We start from the raw sequence: 20,658 nt of genomic DNA on the forward strand, positions 1-20,658 counted from the left end.
AATACCTTTTTTCCTTATTTTTACCGAATGACGTATGAACAATTATGTTTGCTGTTTGCCCAGTCAGTAACGCTGAAAATACTACGGGCCCGCAGTGCGCCAATGATGTTGTCATTTTTTCACACCGTATTCAAAGAAAAAAACCAGACAATCATTACCAACGCTGAACTGGTAACCCGCTTGTCAGATTATCTTACACATACCGGCTACCGCACCACAGACGATGAAATCGATGCGGTTTCCCTGCTGGAAGACGATGATACCAAAGCTAAAAAATACATTGACCAGTGGAGCAACCAGGGGTTTCTCCGCAAATACCCCGACGACGAAGGTATTGATATCCATGAGTTGAGCAGCGATACGGAAAAGGTGCTCCATTGGGTCACTACCTTGCAGAAACGGGAATTTATAGGCACCGAAAGCCGTTTTAAGGATATTTTTTCCAAACTCAAGGAGCTGGTGGATCAGAGCAACAAAGATCCGGAACAGCGTATTCAGGAGCTGGAAAGAAAGAAATTTGAGATAGAACAGGAAATACAGGCCATCAACATCACCGGTAAAGTGCAGGTATTTGACGATACCCAGATCAAAGAAAGGGTATACGATGTAAACCGCATGGCCCGCGAACTGCTGGGAGATTTTAAGGAAGTGGAATCCAACTTCGAACAGATCACCCAGGACATCTACCGCAAACAAAGCGAACGCGATGTGGCCAAAGGTACCCTGCTCGCCTACACGCTGGACGCCTTTGAAGCCCTCCGCCAGAAAGACCAGGGTAAAAGCTTTTACTCTTTCTGGCAGTTCCTGATGGATGAAACCAAGCAGTCAGAAATGCGGGACCTCATCGAAAAGTTATACACACTCCTCGAAGACCGTGATATCGACTATAAAAACGATCGTTTCCTGCGCAAGCTGAAACAGTCCCTCCATGCCTCCGGCAAAAAGGTGATCGACGCCAACAAAAAACTGAGCGATAAACTCAGTCGCGTCCTCAACGAGCGCAATATGACGGAACGCCGTAAAACCATGGAGCTGATAAACGATATCCGTGTGCTAGCCTTCCAAACGCTGGGTAATCATCCATCAGCGGAGGATTTTATGGAGATAGAAACCGATCCGGAGTTGGATCTTCCGGACCGTTGGGAGCTGGCCGATGAAAAAATGGCCAGCCCGGCATTCCAGCTACCGGAAGGAGTGGGAGGGGAAGAATATTCCCTGGAAGATATGCAGGCACTGTTCAATCACTTCCATATTGACCGCGCCCAGCTGGAAGAACGCATCCAGGTGCAACTGCAAAACAAAAAGCAGATCAGCCTGAAAGAACTGGTGGAAATTTATGGCTCAGAAAAAGGACTCACAGAGCTGATCACCTACTTTGCCATTGCCAGCCAGTCGTCCAGCCATATCATCCTGGAAACATCTGATCCTGTGAAACTGGGTAACCGTATCATCAATCTGCCGATGGTACTGTTTACCAATTCAAAAAACTAACCTTTATGTCTGAACGAAATACAGCACCCTTTGCACATGTTTTCCTGAAACTGATGCAAGGCACCATTTACGAAGAAGAGCGCGCCTACTGGAAAGACCTGTTGGGCTGGCAAACAGAACTGCATAAATACCTGCAGCAGGTGGGCCTGCAACTGGTGATCAATGAAGCTGATGGCTTTGCACGCATTGTGCAGCCGGAAAACGACGAGAATGCCGATCGCCCGCTGCCACGCCTCATGCGCAAGTCCAAGCTCACCTACGAAGCTACCCTGCTCTGCATTGTACTGCGGGAAGCCCTGGAAGAGTTTGACCTCAAAGGCACCGGCACCAAGCTGTTTATGACACAAAAAGAAATTAAGGAACGACTCACCCTCTTCTTTAAGGAACGCCACAACCGCTCCAAACTGCTAAAAGACCTGAACAAGCCTATTAACAGCCTGCTGGGGGTAGGCATCCTCCGCGTTAGCCGCGAAGATGTTACCAACAAGGAAATGCAGCAATACGAAGTAAAACGCGTGATCAAGGCAATTGTGAACAACGAAAAACTGGAAGAAATCAAAACAAAACTAAATCTGCATGTCAACCCTGTTCAATAGTGATTCCAAAGAAAGCGGTTTCCGCCTGCAATATTTTGAAGTATATAACTGGGGGACCTTTCACAATAAAATTTACCGGGTAAACACCAACGGGCAAACCTCGCTGCTCACCGGCGCCAATGGTAGTGGTAAAACCACCCTCATCGATGCGCTGCTGACGCTGCTGGTACCCTCCGGGAAGCGTTTTTATAACCAGTCGTCCGGTACGGAACAACGCCGCGACCGTGGCGAAGAATCGTACTTCTGGGGCTATTACGGCAAAACGTTTTCCGAAGAATCCCTGCAATCCAAAACAGAACAACTGCGCCATAAGGAACAAAACCCTTATTCCGTACTGCTGGCCTATTTCTATAACGCTGCTACCATGCATACCATTACCCTTGCGCAGGTGCGCTGGTACGCGGGCGAAATGAAAAGGCAATACATTGTATCTCCCCATAAACTCAATATCAACGACCACTTTGGCAATGGTAAGTTCGACGCCAAAGGCGACTGGAAAAAGCGCCTGAAACTGGAATTTCCGAAAACTGAGGTAACCGACAGCTTCAAGGAATATGCAACTATGTTTAGTAACATATTCGGGCTGCGCAGTGAAAAAGCACTGGCACTGTTTAACCAAACAGTAGGTATTAAGGTATTGGGAGACTTAAATACCTTCATCAGGCAACACATGCTGGAGGAAACAGACAGCGAATCAGAGTTTCTCAAACTACGGGAAAACTATGATAGTCTGCTAAGCAGCCACCGCGCCATCCAAAAAGATGAGATGCAGTTGCAGATGCTGGAACCTATCATTCACCACCGCAGCGAATGGGAAACCCTGCAGAACAAAGGCCGCGAGCTGTTATCCTTACAGGACACACTCCCCGGCTACTTCAACCGCCAGGAAAGAGAGATTGTACAGCAAGAGATACAACAGCTGGAACAGGAGCTGAGCGTAACCGCCAGCACCCTGCTGTCCATCAATTCCAAACTGGAACAACTGAACCTCCGCAAAGACGAACTGATTGCGCAAAAGGCCAACAACAGCGTGGATGAGCAGCTGCGCTCCATCGAAAAAACGATCCATTACGAGCAGAAATCGCTGGAAGCCAAGCGCAGCAAAATGGAGGATTACAACAAGCTGGCAGAGCGGCTGGAACTGATTTCCTCCCCGGATGAAGCACAGTTTCACGACAACATCAAAGGCGCTGAGAAAAAACTCAAAGGGCTGGAAAAGCAGCTGGACGCACTTCAGGAGGACATTTTCCTGCACAAAAGCAATCTCACTGCCGAAAAAAATCACGCGGCCACTATCAACGAGGAAATTGAATCTCTCCTTAACAGAAAAAATAATATTCCTTATGAACTGATCCGCATCCGCCAGCAGCTGGCGGATATGCTGGATGTTCCGGAGGAAGACCTGCCATTTGCCGGCGAGTTGCTGCGGGTAAAAGATGACGAATCCCACTGGGAATTCGCCATTGAAAAAGTGCTGCACAACTTTGCCCTGCGCCTGCTGGTGCCGGAAGGTTATATCAGCCGCATTAACCGGTATATCAACGAAAACAACCTGCAAACAAGGCTGGTATATCATAAGATCGAAGAGGAATCTTATACCATGCTACGTATGCCTAAGGAAGAAGATAGTTTGTTACAGAAGATAGAAATCAAGCCAGGCACCGAGTTTAAGGAGTGGTTGCAAAACCAGTTGCTGGATTCGTTTGACTATATCTGCACCGACGATATGAATCTTTTTGGCCGCGCCCGCAAGGCGGTTACCTCTAAAGGCTTAACCCGCGTGGCTTCCAGGCACGAAAAAGATGACCGTCCGGGCCGTTCCCAGCAAAATAATTTTGTGCTGGGTTGGAACAACAAAAATAAATTACGCCTGCTGAAAGAGGATATGGAAGAGTGCAACTCCGCCATTGAGGAACTGCAAGCCGGCCTGAACGAGCTGGAAGCCTCGCGTAAGGCGGTTAGCGCCATGCAAACGGTATTAAGCGCATTCCTTACCCAGCGCAGCTTTGAAGATATCAGCTGGCAACCACATGCCGCAGTTATTGAGCAATATACCCGCGAAAAAGATAACCTGCTGCAGGCCAGTGATAAATACAAAGTGATCTGCGAGCAGCTGGACGAAGCCACTGCCGGCATCCGCGAGCAGGAAGAAAGCAAGGCGGATACCCTGCAGCAAAAAGGACACCTGGACAATAAGCTGTCAGAAAAACAACACTATTACTCGCAGCTCAAAGTGAGCAATACCGACGAGATAGCGATGCAGCGCGCGCTGGCCTTCCTTGAAGAACTGGCCATCACCGCCCCGGCTACCAACGCATCGCAACTATACAGCTACCGGAAGCGCGCAGAGGAAAGTCTGAACGTATCCCTGAAAGAGGCGCAGCGAAATAGTGGTGAAAAGCAAACAGAAATCACCCGCCTGCTGGCAGCGTTTGTAAATCCGCCAAAGTCGGTGCACGACACCTTCCCCGACTGGATTGGCGACGTTACCGACCTGCGTGCGCACGTAGAATACCTGGACGAGTTCACCTCCCTCTACGAGCAAATCAAATACCAGCGGCTGATTGAGCATAAAGAGCGCTTCCGTAAATACATGGATACCAGTATGCTCAATGCCATCACTAACTACCGGGCATGGATATACGGTCAGGAAGATGCGATCCGTGAAGTGATGGAAGACCTCAACGAGCCATTGCGCAACATTACCTTCAATAAGAACCCGGACACCTATTTACAGCTGGAGTGCCGCCATGTGCGTGATGTGGAAATCCGAAACTTTAAGGATAAACTCAGTTTAGCCGTTCCCGATACTGTAAAATATCAAACGGAGAAAGATGATGCCTATAGCGAACAGCTTTTCCAGAACATCAGGACGCTGATTACCGAATTGCAGCAAAATGAGGCCTGGCGCAGGAAAGTAACGGATGTGCGTAACTGGCTCGACTTTGGCGCTAAGGAATTCTATATTTCTGATAACAAGGCGTTTAAGTATTATGAGGATACTGCGAGTCTCTCTGGTGGAGAGAAAGCACAGTTTACCTATACCATATTAGGAGCCGCCATTGCTTACCAGTTCGGCATCAATGAGGCCAACAGGCAGCACAGGAGCTTACGTTTCATCACGGTGGATGAGGCTTTCAGCAAGCTGGATCCGGAGAAGAGTCACTACCTGATGGAGTATTGCGGTCAGTTGAACCTGCAGCTGCTGGTAGTAACGCCATTGGATAAACTGAATATTGCGGAACCTTATATTCATGCCTGTCACTTTGTGGCAAATAAGAACAAGCGCGATTCTGTGGTGTATAACTTCACGATGGAGGAATACCGCGAGCGCAAGAAAGAGATTGAAAATATGGCGATGGCATAGGTGGGAGTGTCGCACTTCCAATATGTGTCAATTTTGTTTACGAATGTAGAGGCGGGCTGCGCCCGCCTCCTCGCGTGGGAGGCGGGCGCAGCCCGCCTCTACCATGTGAATCACATCGCCGCCGCCTGGGCCATTTTACTCTTTCCCCAATCTGCCAGCAGAGTAATTACCGGCACTAACTCTCTTCCGGTATCTGTTAATGAATATTCCACTCTCGGTGGTACTTCCAGGTATACTTTCCTTTCTACTAATCCATCTTCTTCCAGTTCGCGGAGTACCTGCGTAAGCATTTTCGGGGTGATGCCGGTGATACGGCGGCCCAGTTCCCCGTATCGCAAAGTATTTCTTGATAGTTGATACAGCACCCGGCCTTTGTGTTTGCCGCCGATACGCTGGAAGGCGTAGTCAACTGCGCATACCGTTTCGGGGTGCGAACTATTTTTGATCTTAGGCATAATTTAAATCATTGATTATCAACAATACTACCTAAATAGTAACTATATAACCTATAGGTAGATATGGAGCAAAAGTATATTAAGCACGGCATTTAACAGGATGAATTTTTATTGGGAATGGCGGGCGGGCCTGGGAGCGGGAGCGGGAGGCGGTGGCATTGAGCATTGAGCAGTGAGCACTGAGCAATGAGCGGAAGGATGAGCTCTCGCGATCCATCATAGGGCGTAGCGTCACCTGGCATCCCCAAAAAGGTAAAGAGTCCTGATGTGAATCAGGACTCTGCTTACAGGTTATCACCAAAACAACCTATATAAATTTACCCAGGTAGGTGTATTCAGAGGAAAATAACAGCTAATTGAAAGGGCCCTGATAAAAATCGGGGCCCGCGCGTAATACCATTTATAAGATATTGTATTGTCATTTGCCAACTAGTAACTGATGGCATAAAATTACTTCTCGGCCGATGTCCATTCCTTTACCCGATGTTAACGGCATGATATTATTTTAACCGCCCGCTCAAAACGCAGTATACACGGGCATTCTAAAGAAATATTTTTTTTATTTTTTTAGTGTGGGATAAACAAATGGTAGAAAACGGAGTTAATTAGGTTAAATTTAAAGAACCTGATAAACATCAGTTTCATGGATGACCGATGTCAATAACTTTGTACAATATCTGTAGAATTTATGCCGTCTGTTGAAATACTCTCCCGCATTCAGTTCGCCTTTACGGTGGCTTTTCACTACATCTATCCCCCGCTGAGCATTGGGCTGGGCCTATGTTTGGTAATTATGGAAGGGATTTACCTGAAAACAGGTTTGTTGGTGTATCGCGATATTACGCGATTTTGGATCAAGATATTTGCACTCATATTTGGTATTGGCGTGGCCACCGGCATTGTAATGGAATTTGAGTTTGGTACTAACTGGGCTACTTATTCACATTATGTAGGTGATATATTCGGGAGTGCCCTGGCGGCAGAAGGTATTTTTGCCTTCGCGCTGGAATCGGGCTTCCTGGGGATATTATTGTTTGGCTGGAACCGTGTGAGCAAGGGTGTACATTTCTTTTCCACCATCATGGTGGCACTGGGTTCTATCTTTTCCGCATTGTGGATTGTAATTGCCAACTCCTGGCAGCAAACGCCCGCAGGGTTTAAGATTGAAGGGTACGACCTGGGTGCCAGGGCCGTAGTCACCGATTTCTGGGAAATGGTGTTTAACCCCTCCTCCGTGGATCGGTTTTCTCATGTGATCATTGGCGCTTTCCTGGCGGGATCATTCCTGGTGATGAGCGTAGGTGCCTGGTATATATTAAAAGGCAGGTACATCAAACACTCGCAGGCTATGTTTAAGGTAGGCCTGAGCGTAGCCGTGGTAGCAGCCTTATTGCAGTTATTCACCGGTCACAGGTCCGCCGATTACGTCAGTAAATACCAGCCGGCCAAACTCGCCGCCATGGAAGGGCACTATGATAGTTTAGCCGTTGCCGATATGTATATCGTAGGCTGGGTAGATAATAAAAATGAGAAAACGACCGGTATCAAAATCCCCGGTGGACTATCCTTCCTTACGCATGGCAGCTTCAGCGCGCCGGTGGAAGGCTTAAGGGCCACGCCGCAGGCGGACAGGCCCGGAGCGGTGAACTTTGTGTTTCAGACCTACCATGCCATGGTAGCCATTGGCATCACACTAATAGGCCTTACCCTGCTGGCACTGATTCTCCTCTGGAGAAAACAGTTGTTTAATCACCGCTGGCTGATGTGGATTTTCGTACTGGCGGTACTGTTACCCCAAATGGCCAATCAACTTGGCTGGTATGCGGCTGAAGTAGGGCGGCAACCCTGGGTGGTTTATAAATTACTCCGCACCTCCGATGCGCTCTCCAGAAAAGTAACCGCCGATCAGGTACTATTTTCACTCATCCTGTTCACCTTCGTATATGTGTTACTGTTTGCCCTCTTCCTGTTTTTGCTCAACCGCAAAATCAGCCATGGACCAGACGTTACAGAGGACGAAGAAACGGATAGCGAACATTTCTCCAAACGCAATATTGCTAACATACCATCTTAAATAACAGCGCATGGAAACACTTCTCGGATTAGATCTTCCTACATGGTGGTTTTTGGTGATTGGTGGCCTTATCACCGGCTATGGTGTATTAGATGGCTTTGACCTGGGTGCAGGCGCCCTACATTTATTTTTTAATAAGGAAGAATCGAGGCGGCTGGCGTTAAACGCCATTGGCCCGGTATGGGATGGTAATGAAGTATGGCTTGTAATTGCCGGTGGTGCACTATTTGCCGGGTTCCCGCTCGTATATGGGGTTTTATTCTCTACCTTTTATATCCCCTTCATGCTATTCCTGGTTTCGTTGATATTCAGGGCTATCTCTATTGAGTTTCGAAGTAAGGAACCCTGGGCCTGGTGGCGGAAAATGTGGGATATCAGCTACTGCGTGTCCAGTATTTTTATCACCTTCCTGCTGGGACTGGTGCTGGGCAACCTGATTCACGGTTTGCCCATCAATAAGGAACATGAATTTACAGGCAACCTGCTTACCTTCTTCAATCCTTATGCGATCCTCATCGCATTTACCACCCTATCCTTATTTATGTTACATGGGGCTATATATTTGGTTATGAAGACGGAAAACCGGCTGTATGCCAAGCTCACCGTGCTGGTAAATAACTGCAGCAAGTTTTTCATACTCTGCTTCATACTAACGTCTATGGCCACACTGATTTATGTGCCACATATGACGCAGGCGTTTAAACACCATCCGGAGTTATTCATTTTGCCGCTGATAGCCGTGCTTACCCTGTTGAATATTAAAAGGAATATTGATGGCAGAAGGTATTTTATCGCGTTCCTGTTTAGTGCTATTATTATGTCGTGCCTGCTGATCCTGTTTGCGATCGGCCTGTACCCTAACATTATCATTTCATCTACTGATCCGGCACATAGCATTAGTATCTATGCTGCGGCCTCTTCCAATAAGTCGCTAAAGATTATGTTGCTGATTGCTGCTATTGGTACACCGCTGGTGATTTCTTATACGGTATTTGTGTTTTGGACTTTTAGAGGGAAGGTGAAGTTGAACGAGATGAGTTACTGATTTTCCCATTTTCCCGATTAACCGGGATGCCTTCGGCATCCGCCTTATTAGGAATGGTCAGAGCCCGTGGCCCTGACCATTCCTATTCGCTTTGCGAAAAAAGTTGCTAAAAAACAGGCCCCCGCAAGAAATTGCAGGGGCATACCATTTAACCTATATTCTGTACTGTAGCATCGATTTAATGATCTTTCAGGAATCCACTAGTGCTTTCATTCTCAAATCCTTACGTTCCCCGAAAGATTTCTTTCAATTATAAGACCCGCAACTTTACAGAAAGTTTAATCCAATAGAAAAAAAATTAAAAAATAATTCCGGGGTACCCGACCTTAGTGGTAATATTCAACTCCCATGAACCGTATTGACCGACTTACAGCCATTTTAATCCAGCTTCAGGGTAAACGGATAGTGAAGGCCGCAGAAATTTCCGACCGTTTCAATATCAGTTTAAGAACTGTTTACAGAGATGTGAAAGCCTTGCAGGAGGCGGGTGTACCTATTGGTGCAGAGGCTGGCACCGGCTACTACATAGTGGACGGATACCACCTTCCCCCCGTGATGTTTTCCCGGGAAGAGGCCGCAGCACTGCTTACCGCCGAAAAGCTGATGGAAAAATACAGCGACCACTCCAATGAAAAGCAGTTTGGCTTTGCCATGCAAAAGATTCGCTCCGTGCTACGGGGCGGGGATAAGGACTACCTGGAGAACCTGGACGACAACATTGCCGTGCTGCGGTTTACACCGCTGCATTTGCAGGACGACGCCTTCCCTAACCGCTTCCTCAGCGATATACAGGCTGCGCTGGGCAACCAGCAAACGCTCAGCATGGAATACTTTTCCATTAAAGATGAGGAGGCCACCAGGAGAGAAGTAGAGCCCGTAGGTATTTTCCACAGCAGCAACAGCTGGCACCTGATTGCCTGGTGCAGGCTCCGTAAGGGCTACCGGGATTTCCGGGCGGACCGTATCCGCAAGCTGCAACTACTAAGCGAGCGGTATGATAAGTCCAAACACGTGACCCTGAAAGAATACCTGGAACAGCAACAACGCGACCATACCAACGAGCTCATGGAGTTTAAAGTGTTGATGGACAATGAAATGCTCCGTTACATCTCCGAGCAGAAGTACTATTTTGGCCTGGTAGCCGAAAAAAATTTGGGCGATAAAACGGAGATGACATTTATGCAAACGTCCCACGAGTACTTCCGCCGTTGGCTGATCACTTTTGGAAAATATGTGGAGGTGGTATCTCCCCAACACCTGCGTGATTCCATGTATCAGCTCGCTATAGAATTACATGGGCATTATATCGACAAATACCCGCAAAAAACCTCCTGACATAAGGTTGTCACACCGCCTTCGTTGCTTTGTAATATCATTTAACCCATTGCTTTACTAAAACGACTGAAAATGGAAAAATTAGATCTTACCAAAGCGTACAAAAGCTATTACACTGCCGGCAGGGCGGTAGAATTGGTGAACATTGAAGATGCCCTGTTTCTGGCTATTCCCGGAAAGGGAGACCCCGACGGCCCCGCATTTGCCCTGGATGTGGAGGCGCTATACACCATTGCATATGCCATCAAATTCGCGAAAAAGGCGGCCGGGCAGGACTTTGTGGTCAGTAAGCTGGAGGGCTACTGGTGGGTGGACGATACAGAGGCTGACCCGCTAAAGGTGCCCCGGCATTTATGGAACTATGAGCTGGTGCTGCGTTTACCGGATTTTGTAACCCATCAGCAGTTTGTACAGGCGGTGATAGCCACGGAAAAGAAAAAAAGTAACCCCAGGTTGCGGGCGGTGGATCTCAAACAGATTGAAGGAGGGATGGCCGTGCAGATTATGCACCATGGCCCTTTTAGTGAGGAGCCGGCCAGTTTACAGCTGATGGATGCATTTATGCGTTCCCGCCATTTAAAATTTTACGGTCGTCATCATGAGATCTATTTGTCGGACTTCCGGAAAACGGAGCCGGCCAGGCTGAAGACTATTTTACGGCATAGCGTGAGGCCATGAAACTGGCTTTGGCGGCTGGCCCTGGAGTACCTGCCCGTTGCGATGGCATGGGCAGCACCAGCATTAGCATCTCCCTAAATAAAAAATTCCCTGTAAGGATGGTGTAAGCAGGATAGCAGAAATGGCTATACGGAAATAAGGCTTAGTTCTCGTCGGCCAGGCCTAGTATCTGGATGGCCTGTGCGGCGGCTATCTGGCTGGCATCCTTTTTATTAAAGGCTTTACCGCTGCAGATGAGCTGACCGTCAACTACGGCGCCAACGGTGAAGATGCGGCGGCCGTTGTCCATTTGTTCTTCCAGCAGTTCAAATTCCAGGGCTTTGCCATTTTTGTTGGCCCAGCCATAGAGTTTGTTCTTATGGTTCATTTCTACCGTTTCGAGCTGTTCGAGGTCGATGTACGGCATGATGATGCGGCGGTGAACGAACTGTTGTGTTTTGTTATAGCCTTTATCGAGATATACGGCGCCAACGAGGGCTTCGAGGGTATTTCCGAAGATCTGGGATATTTTCAGGAAGCTGTTGTATTTATCGTAGATGGTAAGTTTGCGCAGTCCCATTTTGATAGCGATATCATTGAGTTGCTGGCGGTTTACGATTTTGGAGCGCATCTCTGTGAGGTAGCCTTCTGTTTTGTAAGGATACTTTTTGAAGAGGTAGTCGCCTACGATAGCTCCCAGGATGGCGTCACCGAGGTATTCCAGCCGTTCATTGCTTTCGAGAAACTTCTCTTTGCTGGAACGGTGGCTCAGGGCTACCTCGTAGAGAGCGAAATTACCTGGCGCAAATCCAAGTAAGTTATGCAGCTCTTTGTACAAGTGCCTTTTTCTGGATATTAGTCGATATAAGAATCCTGGCAGTAATTTCACACAATCAAGGTCAGATCAAGGAACAAATTTTTTGAAAATAACAGAGGCGTTGTGTCCGCCAAACCCGAAGGTATTGGAGAGTCCCGCTCTTACTTCTCTATGTTGTGCGGTGTTAAAGGTAAAGTTTAATCTCGGGTCCAGCTGAGGATCGTCGGTAAAATGGTTGATGGTTGGAGGGACAATGCCATGAATAATGGACAAGATCACAGCGATGGATTCAACTGCACCGGCAGCGCCGAGGAGGTGACCAGTCATGGATTTGGTGGACGAGATATTCATGTTATATGCATGTTCGCCAAATACGTGCTGGACAGCTTTGATTTCGGCCACGTCTCCCAGCGGGGTGGAAGTACCGTGTACGTTGATATAGTCGAGATCGCTGGCCTGCATGCCTGCATCCAGGAGGGCCTGGGTCATAACATTGCGGGCGCCTAAACCTTCGGGGTGTGGAGCGGTGATATGGTAGGCATCGGCGGTAGCTGCGCCACCGGCGAGTTCTGCATAAATTTTGGCTCCTCTTTCCAACGCGTGATCCAGGGATTCCAGTACCAGTGCACCGGCGCCTTCGCCCATTACGAAACCATCGCGATCGAGGTCGAAAGGACGGGAGGCTGTTTTAGGATCATCATTTCTTTCGGATAGGGCCTTCATGGCATTAAAGCCGCCAACACAAGGCTCATTGATGACGTTTTCCGAGCCGCCGGTAATCACCATATCCGCTTTACCATAACGGATACTGTACATTGCCTCAATGATAGCATTCGTGGCAGATGCGCAGGCAGAAGCTACAGAGAAGTTTGGCCCTCTGAAACCGTGGCGGATAGAAATAGAACCCGCTGCGATGTCAGTGATAAGCCTGGTAATAAGGAAAGGGCTGAAACGGGGAGTGCCGTCGCCGGTATAGAATTCTTTCAGCTCGTTGCTGTAGTTGATCATACCACCCACACCGGTACCCCAGATCACGCCGACGCGGTCAGCATTGATCTTAGAAGCATCTATCTTGGCATCAAGGATTGCCTGATCCGCGGATATCACCGCTGTTTGGGTAAAGGGGTCCATTTTACGGGCCTCCTTTTTGTCCAGGTAGTTAGTAGGATCGAAATTCTTCAGTTCGCAAGCAAAACGGGTTTTGAACTTGGAAGCGTCAAATTGTCTGATATAATCCGCGCCGGATACACCGTTCGCCAAACCGTGCCAATAATCGGCTACAGTATTGCCGAGCGGTGTAAGAGCGCCTAAACCTGTAACGACAACTCGTCTTGGTTGCATTAAAACAATTCTGATTAGTAGGATTATTTTACGTGTTCTTCCAGGTAAGCAACTGCCTGGCCAACAGTAGTAATAGTTTCAGCTTGTTCGTCAGGAATGGAGATGTTGAATTCTTTTTCGAATTCCATAATCAGTTCTACCGTATCCAAAGAGTCAGCGCCTAAGTCGTTGGTGAAGCTGGCTTCAGGAGTTACCTCGGCTTCGTCAACGCCCAATTTGTCAATGATGATCTTTTTAACTCTTGATGCAATGTCTGACATAATTTTAAGTGTTTTTGGTTTAAAACTTGACTGCAAAAATATAATTTTTATTGAATTGCCAACAGGAAGGGGAAAATTTGGTAGCTATTTAACCCCCAATATCGCTGCAAAACCAATACAGTGAATGCTTTACGGATTTCCTGAATTTAAGATTTAATGAGGCAAACACCCAAAAACGCCCCAGATTCTTACCACTTATAAAATAAGAAGGCCATTATTTCCACTCAAACGTATTTTTGGCCACTTATCTAAACCCTTAACGCTAATTAACAGTTGCGGGGGTGCTAGTGCCTCATCCATTTATTAAATTTGTCAGGCTTGTGAGGAATGTTATCGTCGTTGGCCCATGCTTACGCGGATGACCTCCGGAGACCTGTGATGTGAACACACTGTGGTTCTTCAGATCCCCTCATGGTATAATCGAAATTCTAAACGCTAATCATTTAATGGCCAACACCAAACGTACGTTCCGCACTATTGCTATTGTAGGGATTGCTGGTATTGCCGCCTTTCTGGTATTTCAGAAGGTAACGGGCAAAAAAGCAGCAGAACCAGCCGCCGCACCAAAAGGAGGCCCCGGTAAATCCCAGGTGATCATCGATGGATGGGTGGTAAAAACCGCTCCTATTGACCAGTTTATCGACGCCAGCGGAACACTCCAGAGTAACGAAGAAGTAGAAATCAAACCGGAAATCAACGGCCGCATCACAGGCCTTTACTTTAAAGAAGGTACCAATGTAAGAAAAGGCGACCTGCTGGTAAAAATTTATGATGAAGACCTGAAAGCACAGCTTCTCAAACTCAAATTACAGCAGCAACTGGCCAAAACAACCCTGGAACGCCAGGAAAACCTTCTCAAAATCAATGGTATCAGTCGCCAGGATGTAGATGTTACCCGTAACCAGGTAAGCGCCTACGCCGCCGATATTGATTATACACAAACGCAGCTGCAGAAAACCGAACTGCGCGCACCCTTCAGCGGCCGCCTCGGCTTACGTAACGTCAGCGAAGGCGCTATCGTGTCTTCTGCCGTGGTAATCACCACTTTACAACAAATAGACCCGCTTAAGGTAGACTTCACCGTACCTGAAAAATACCGGAACCTGATCAAAAACGGCGATAAAGTGAAATTTACCGTTGCCGGCGACCAGGATGACCATAACGGCAGCATCTACGCCATCGACCCGAAAATCGACCTGGCCACCCGCACCGTAAAAATCCGCGCCATCGTACCTAACAGCAGCGCCACCCTCTTCCCGGGTTCCTTTGCTCAGGTACGCATCAACCTAAAAGACCTGCCGGAAGCGATCATGATCCCTTCACAGGCAGTAATACCAGGCACGCGTGATAAACGTGTAATCGTTGCCGATAGTGGCAAAGCCAAATTCATCGTAGTGGAAACCGGCATCCGCGACCAGAACAGCGTTCAGATCGTGAGTGGCCTCAAACCAGGCGATACCGTTATCACCACCGGCATCCTGCAACTGAAACAGGGCATGCCGCTGAAATATAATAAGATCCAATAACCTGATTATTTATATATGAGTCTGCCGTCCTTATCGCTTAAACGGCCCGTCCTGGCAATTGTGATGAATATCATTATCGTGATATTCGGTCTTGTGGGCTTTACCTTTCTGGGCGTACGGGACTTTCCTGCCATCGACCCGCCAATCGTGAACGTGCGCACCTCCTATGCAGGTGCCAACTCGGATATCATCGAAACACAGATCACCGAGCCATTGGAAAAACAAATCAATGGTATCGCAGGGATCAAAAATATATCTTCCAGCAGCAGCCAGGGTAGCAGTAATATTACCGTGGAGTTTGAACTGGGCCAGGACCTTGAAGCCGCCACCAATGATGTGCGCGATAAAGTATCCCAGGCACAGCGCAGCCTGCCGCCCGATCTGGACGCACCGCCCGTAGTATCCAAACAGGATGCGAACTCCGATGCCATCATCTCCATGACGGTGCAGAGCAACACCCGCAACCAGCTGGAAGTAACAGAATACGGTACCAACGTACTCCTGGAAAAATTACAAACCATCCCAGGCGTAAGCCAGATCCAGATATGGGGCGAAAAACGCTATGCAATGCGCATCTGGATGAACCCGGCCAAGCTATCTTCCTATAGCCTCACCCCCTCGGATGTACAGGCCGCCCTGCAACGGGAAAACGTGGAGCTACCGTCCGGTAAAATTGCCGGTAATGCCACCGACTTCACCGTGCGCACCTTCGGGCGACTCGTCAGTGAAGAGGATTTCAATAACCTGATCATCAGAAATGTAAACGGCAGCGAAATCCGCATCCGTGACATAGGTCAGGCCGTACTGGGCCCGGAAAATGAAGAAACCGTGCTCAAAGAATCCGGCGTACCCATGATTGCCCTGGCACTCATTCCACAGCCAGGCTCCAACTACGTAGCCATTGCCGACGAGTTCTTCAAACGATATGAACAGCTCAAACAGGAGGTGCCGGAAGATATTTCCCTCAATATCGCCATGGACAACACCCGCTTCATCAAAAAATCAATTGAAGAGGTGGAGGAAACTTTGATCGTGGCACTGGTACTCGTAATTATAATTGTATACCTGTTCTTCCGCGACTGGCTCATGGCCTTCCGCCCATTGATAGATATACCGGTATCGCTGATAGGCGCCTTCTTTATTATGTACGCCTGCGGCTTTACCATCAACATCCTCACCCTCCTGGCCATTGTACTGGCTACCGGGCTCGTGGTGGATGACGGTATCGTGGTAACGGAGAATATATATAAGAAGATAGAGGCAGGGATGCCGCGTATGCGCGCCGCCCGCGAAGGCTCGGAAGAGATCTTTTTTGCGGTAATCGCCACCTCCATTACGCTGGCATTCGTATTTCTCCCAATCATATTCCTACAGGGATTTGTAGGGCAGCTGTTCCGTGAATTCGGTATAGTGGTGGCCGGTGCAGTATTGATTTCTGCATTTGTATCTCTCACCCTGACTCCTGTATTAAACGTAAAACTGGGCCGTGATACCCACACCCATTCCTGGTTCTATACCAAAACAGAACCTTTCTTCCGCTGGATGGAAGATGGTTACAAAAACTCCCTGGATGCGTTTATGCGTTTCCGTTGGACGGCTGTAATCATTGTACTGGTGTGCCTGGGAATGATCTATGGCCTGTTTAAAACGCTGCAATCGGAGCTGGCGCCGCTGGAGGACCGTAGTTCTTTCCGCCTGCAGGTATCTGCACCGGAAGGCACCTCATTCGACTACATGGATAACTATGTGGATAAACTCACACAGTTCATGGCCGATTCCGTACCGGAGCGTAAAATTGTGCTGAGCGTAACCTCTCCCGGCTTCAGTGGCGCAGGTGCGGTAAACAGTGCCTTCGTAAACGTAATGCTGACAGAACCCAATGAACGCCATCGCTCGCAGAAAGAGATCGTGAACATGGTGAACCGCAATATGAGTCAGTTCCCGGTAGGTAAGGTATTTGCCATCGAGCAACAAACCATCCAGGTAGGCCGCCGTGGTGGTTTACCGATTGCATTTGTACTGGAACATATCAACTTCGACTCCCTCTCCGCCGTACTGCCGGCGTTTATGGAAGAAGTGGGCAACAGCCCTGTTTTCCAGGGAACAGACGTGGACCTGAAATTCAACAAACCGGAACTCCGTATTCATATTGACCGCAACAAGGCCACTCAACTGGGTGTGTCTGTACAGGATATTTCCCAAACCTTGCAGCTGGCACTCAGTAACCTCCGCTACGGCTACTTTATCCGCAATGGTAAACAGTACCAGGTGATGGGCCAGGTATTCCGCAGCAACCGCGATGACCCGATGGACCTGCAGAACCTGTATGTGCGTAACAGCCGTGGGGAAGCTATTCAGCTGGATAACGTAGTGAGCATTGAGGAAGAAACCAGTCCTCCGATCATCTATCACTTCAACCGCTTTAAATCGGCTACCATCTCTGCGGGCCTTGCCCCTGGCAGAACCATCGGCGACGGTATCAAGGAAATGAACCGCATCTACGAGAAGCTGAGAGAGGAGAAGGTGCTGAATGATAACTATAGTACAGCCTTGTCAGGCGCTTCCCGCGACTATGCGGAAAGTGGCTCCAACACTATGTTTGCGCTTACACTGGCGCTGGTACTGATTTACCTGGTTCTGGCCGCACAGTTCGAGAGCTGGGTAGATCCGCTGATCATCATGATCACGGTGCCGCTGGCCTTTGCGGGTGCGTTGTTATCGCTCTGGATCTTTGGTCAAACCTGGAACATCTTCTCCCAGATTGGGGTGATCATGCTGATTGGTCTGGTAACGAAGAACGGTATCCTGATTGTGGAGTTCGCGAACCAGAAGCGCGACGAAGGCCTTGGCAAATCCGATGCGGTGGTATTGGCATCCTCGCTGCGTTTGCGTCCGATATTGATGACGAGTCTGGCCATGGCGTTGGGTGCATTGCCGATCGCTATGTCCCTCGGCGCGGCAGCTACCAGCCGTATTCCGCTAGGTATTGTAATCGTGGGTGGTATCGTGTTTTCACTGGTGCTGACCCTGTATGTGATCCCTGCCATGTACACCTTCCTGAGCCGTCGTAAGCCAGGTAACAGTGAAGAGGAAACGGAGCAGGAATCAGAAGCCATGATGGCAACGCATGCATAATTTATTTGTCTGGAATTAATATGAAAAGATATATAGCTAAAATTTGTTTGTCTGTATGCTGTATCATAGCCACTACCACAGTGGCTATGGCACAGCGGGAAGTGCTCACCCTGGAGCAGGCAATAGACGTGGCGTTGAAAAACAACTACGACATCAGGCTGGCAAAAAACAATGCGGAGGTAGCGGCTAACGATTACGCCTATGCGAACTTTGCTTTTGCTCCCCGCCTGAATGCCACTGCCGGCACCAACTGGAGCAGCACCGCACTCAAACAGGAATTTGCCAATGGCACCAAACGCGATACCAGCGGCATCAAAAGCCGGGTATTGAACGCCAGCGCCACCCTGAATTGGACTTTATTTGACGGGTTGAAAATGTTTGCCACCCGCGACAAAATATCTGCCATCAAAGACCTGGGTGAACTGGCCATCAAGGACCAGATTCAAAATACCATCGCCACAGTGATTGGTGGTTATTATAACATCGTGCAGCAAAAGCAGCAGCTGAAGGCTTTATCAGAGCAGATGTCCATCTCCCAGGAAAGAGTAACCTTATCGGATGCTAAATTCCAGACCGGACTTGGACCTAAAACCGATCTGCTGCAATCCAAGGTGGATCTGAACGCACAGAAAGCGCTCTATCTCCGTCAGCAAACGGTGATTGAACAAAGTAAGGCGTTACTGAACCAGCTGATGGCGGTACCTACCAATGCTACCTTTTACGATGTCACAGACTCGATCCCGGTGAAGGCTAACATCTCCCTGGGAGAACTACAGGAGAATGTAAATAAAAACAATACCAGCTTAAAGGTACAGCAGCAGAATATTGCCATTTCTGCACTGGCGATTAAAGAAAGCAGGGCTGACTACTACCCAACCATTTCTTTCAATTCCATCTATTCTTTCAACAGGAATGTGGCCAATGCGGCTACCAACAACTTTAGCCCGAAATTCAACAGGAACAATGCGCTGAACTATGGGTTCACCGCAGCTATTCCGATTTTCAACGGCTTCAATGTAAAACGTCAGGTAAAGAATGCACAGCTGAACTACGACTTCCAGCGGATCACCATGGAAAATGTGAAATCGCAGGTGGAAGTATCACTGATCAATGCCTATAAAGACTACGACTATTACAAACAGGCGCTGGCACTGGAAGAAGAAAACCTGGATCTGGCGAAGGAAAATATGATGGTAGCTTTGGAAAGATTTAAACAAGGCGTGTCCACTACAATAGAGGTTAAACAAGCACAACAAAGTCTGGAAGATTCTTACTACAGGCTGATTCAGGCGAGGTATAACACAAAACTTGCGGAAACTGAACTGAGGAGATTGAATGGATCGATTATTCAGTAATTGATTCATTCCCCTGTAATGTTCCGCTTGCCGCGAGCAAGTGGAACATTACAAAAAGAGCCAGGAACTTAGGTCCTGGCTCTTTTTGCTTATTTTTGAAAGCTACCGGTCAGCTCAATCAACCTATCCGGGTAATTCGTAATAATCCCATCAACTTTCATATCCAGCATCTTCTGCAAATCAGCCGTTTCATCAACTGTCCATGGTAATACTTTTACTTTCATGGCATGTGCCTCTGCAATCAGCTCCGGTGTAACCAGCTGGAAGGCAGGGCTGTAGATATCCGGTGTAAAACCCAGGTCTTTAATATTATCCGCAAAGGTTTCCTTGTTAGCAATGAGCCATGCGGTAGTTTGTTTCGGATATTTTTTATGCAGCTCCTGCAGGGTGCGTTTATCGAATGATTGAATAGTAACGCGGGGAGCAATTTTCTTTTTATTAATTACCTCCATAACACGCGCCACAAATACGTCTGGCGTTGGATTAAGGCGGCCATCGGCTTTAGGGTCCGACTTGGTTTCCATATTATAATACACCGGTTTGAGGTGATTCTTTTTTACGTATGCCTCTACACTGTCGATCAGCTCTGACAGTAGCGGACGATAGGTTTTGAATTTCTGTTGCTGCGGAAATCTTTCATGCGGCTTAGTACCAGCGTCGTATTTGCGGATGCTGTCGTAAGGCATGGAAAAGAGGGTCAGGTTTTTTTGTTCTTCTTTGGAGATGTCGGAGCCATCGGGTTTACGCATGAACGTAGCGGACATGTAGGCATCGTGGGATACTACTACCTGGTTGTCCGCTGTGATGATGCAATCCAGTTCGAGCGTGCGGGCCCCGAGCTTTACAGCATTGATCATGGCGGGAATGGTGTTTTCCGGCATCAGGCCCATACCACCGCGGTGTGCCTGCACATCAGGTTTATATTGTGCCTGGGCACTGGTGGTAATCAGTGCAGCACCTAGTAAGAATGGTACTAAAGTTTTCATGTGATTGCTAATTCATTGTTGTTGAACGACGAAGATACATATTTCGGGGTGTGCTGCTAAGCGCGAAGGCGCCATATGAAAATCATAAAAATTAATTAACGTACACTGCCACCCTTATACGGCGGGTCATTTATCTGTAAAGCTATGCTGGCAGGGCATTCCTTAACATTGTTATAACATTGAAATAGTAAGTTTATATCATCCAAACGCATCAACCT

15 protein-coding genes are annotated in these 20,658 nt (G+C 48.1%); 10 read left to right on the forward strand and 5 right to left on the reverse strand.

Features of this window, described 5'->3' with window-relative positions; translation table 11 throughout:
* Positions 1-27 precede the first annotated feature (27 nt).
* From KW844_RS16660 to KW844_RS16670, 3 genes are read left to right on the forward strand one after another with little or no spacing between them, the layout of a single operon-like run.
* Positions 28-1,491 carry a DUF3375 domain-containing protein gene (locus tag KW844_RS16660; RefSeq protein WP_218377915.1) on the forward strand — a complete coding sequence of 488 codons (1,464 nt, stop codon included), beginning with the start codon at positions 28-30 and terminating at the stop codon, positions 1,489-1,491.
* Between the two features lie 5 nt (positions 1,492-1,496).
* Entirely contained in the window at positions 1,497-2,087 is a 591-nt protein-coding gene (locus KW844_RS16665) for a DUF4194 domain-containing protein (RefSeq protein ID WP_218377916.1), read from the forward strand.
* Positions 2,068-5,454: an ATP-binding protein gene (locus KW844_RS16670; RefSeq protein ID WP_218377917.1), complete on the forward strand. Its 3,387-nt coding sequence runs from the start codon at positions 2,068-2,070 to the stop codon at positions 5,452-5,454. Before KW844_RS16665 ends, KW844_RS16670 begins: the two co-directional genes overlap by 20 nt.
* Positions 5,455-5,564: 110 nt before the next feature.
* Here KW844_RS16670 and KW844_RS16675 read toward each other — a convergent pair whose 3' ends face one another.
* The gene (locus KW844_RS16675) at positions 5,565-5,909 is read right to left on the reverse strand and encodes a helix-turn-helix domain-containing protein (protein WP_218377918.1); all 345 of its coding nucleotides are present in this window, start codon (positions 5,907-5,909) and stop codon (positions 5,565-5,567) included.
* A 688-nt stretch (positions 5,910-6,597) separates the two neighbouring features.
* Here KW844_RS16675 and KW844_RS16680 point away from each other — a divergent pair.
* The 4 genes from KW844_RS16680 (at position 6,598) to KW844_RS16695 (ending at position 11,041) form a co-directional block, all read left to right on the forward strand.
* Positions 6,598-7,983: a cytochrome ubiquinol oxidase subunit I gene (locus KW844_RS16680; protein ID WP_218377919.1), complete on the forward strand. Its 1,386-nt coding sequence runs from the start codon at positions 6,598-6,600 to the stop codon at positions 7,981-7,983.
* 10 nt (positions 7,984-7,993) lie between these two features.
* Positions 7,994-9,028 carry a cytochrome d ubiquinol oxidase subunit II gene (cydB, locus tag KW844_RS16685; RefSeq protein ID WP_218377920.1) on the forward strand — a complete coding sequence of 345 codons (1,035 nt, stop codon included), beginning with the start codon at positions 7,994-7,996 and terminating at the stop codon, positions 9,026-9,028.
* Positions 9,029-9,376: 348 nt separating this feature from the next.
* Positions 9,377-10,363: a YafY family protein gene (locus tag KW844_RS16690; RefSeq protein ID WP_218377921.1), complete on the forward strand. Its 987-nt coding sequence runs from the start codon at positions 9,377-9,379 to the stop codon at positions 10,361-10,363.
* Positions 10,364-10,435: 72 nt separating this feature from the next.
* A complete protein-coding gene (locus tag KW844_RS16695; protein ID WP_218377922.1) occupies positions 10,436-11,041 on the forward strand; it encodes a GyrI-like domain-containing protein in 606 nt (201 codons plus the stop codon).
* 142 nt (positions 11,042-11,183) lie between these two features.
* Here the strand turns inward: KW844_RS16695 and rnc are convergent, their stop codons facing one another.
* From rnc to KW844_RS16710, 3 genes are all read right to left on the reverse strand, one after another.
* A complete protein-coding gene (gene rnc, locus KW844_RS16700) occupies positions 11,184-11,858 on the reverse strand; it encodes a ribonuclease III (protein WP_255578491.1) in 675 nt (224 codons plus the stop codon).
* A gap of 66 nt (positions 11,859-11,924) precedes the next feature.
* A complete protein-coding gene (gene fabF, locus KW844_RS16705; protein ID WP_218377923.1) occupies positions 11,925-13,178 on the reverse strand; it encodes a beta-ketoacyl-ACP synthase II in 1,254 nt (417 codons plus the stop codon).
* A 23-nt stretch (positions 13,179-13,201) separates the two neighbouring features.
* A complete protein-coding gene (locus KW844_RS16710; RefSeq protein WP_012788038.1) occupies positions 13,202-13,438 on the reverse strand; it encodes an acyl carrier protein in 237 nt (78 codons plus the stop codon).
* Between the two features lie 446 nt (positions 13,439-13,884).
* Between KW844_RS16710 and KW844_RS16715 the strand changes: the two genes are divergently transcribed.
* From KW844_RS16715 to KW844_RS16725, 3 genes are read left to right on the forward strand one after another with little or no spacing between them, the layout of a single operon-like run.
* Positions 13,885-14,964: an efflux RND transporter periplasmic adaptor subunit gene (locus KW844_RS16715; RefSeq protein ID WP_218377924.1), complete on the forward strand. Its 1,080-nt coding sequence runs from the start codon at positions 13,885-13,887 to the stop codon at positions 14,962-14,964.
* Between the two features lie 15 nt (positions 14,965-14,979).
* The gene (locus KW844_RS16720) at positions 14,980-18,099 is read left to right on the forward strand and encodes an efflux RND transporter permease subunit (RefSeq protein WP_218377925.1); all 3,120 of its coding nucleotides are present in this window, start codon (positions 14,980-14,982) and stop codon (positions 18,097-18,099) included.
* Between the two features lie 20 nt (positions 18,100-18,119).
* Positions 18,120-19,454 (forward strand): TolC family protein, encoded by a 1,335-nt coding sequence (locus KW844_RS16725; RefSeq protein ID WP_218377926.1) that lies wholly within the window; start codon positions 18,120-18,122, stop codon positions 19,452-19,454.
* Between the two features lie 89 nt (positions 19,455-19,543).
* On the opposite strand, the gene KW844_RS16730 is transcribed toward KW844_RS16725, so the two are convergent.
* A complete protein-coding gene (locus KW844_RS16730) occupies positions 19,544-20,440 on the reverse strand; it encodes a glycerophosphodiester phosphodiesterase family protein (RefSeq protein ID WP_218377927.1) in 897 nt (298 codons plus the stop codon).
* Positions 20,441-20,658: the final 218 nt, after the last annotated feature.

The sequence above is a fragment of the Chitinophaga sp. sic0106 genome, assembly GCF_019219075.1.
Taxonomy (GTDB): domain Bacteria; phylum Bacteroidota; class Bacteroidia; order Chitinophagales; family Chitinophagaceae; genus Chitinophaga.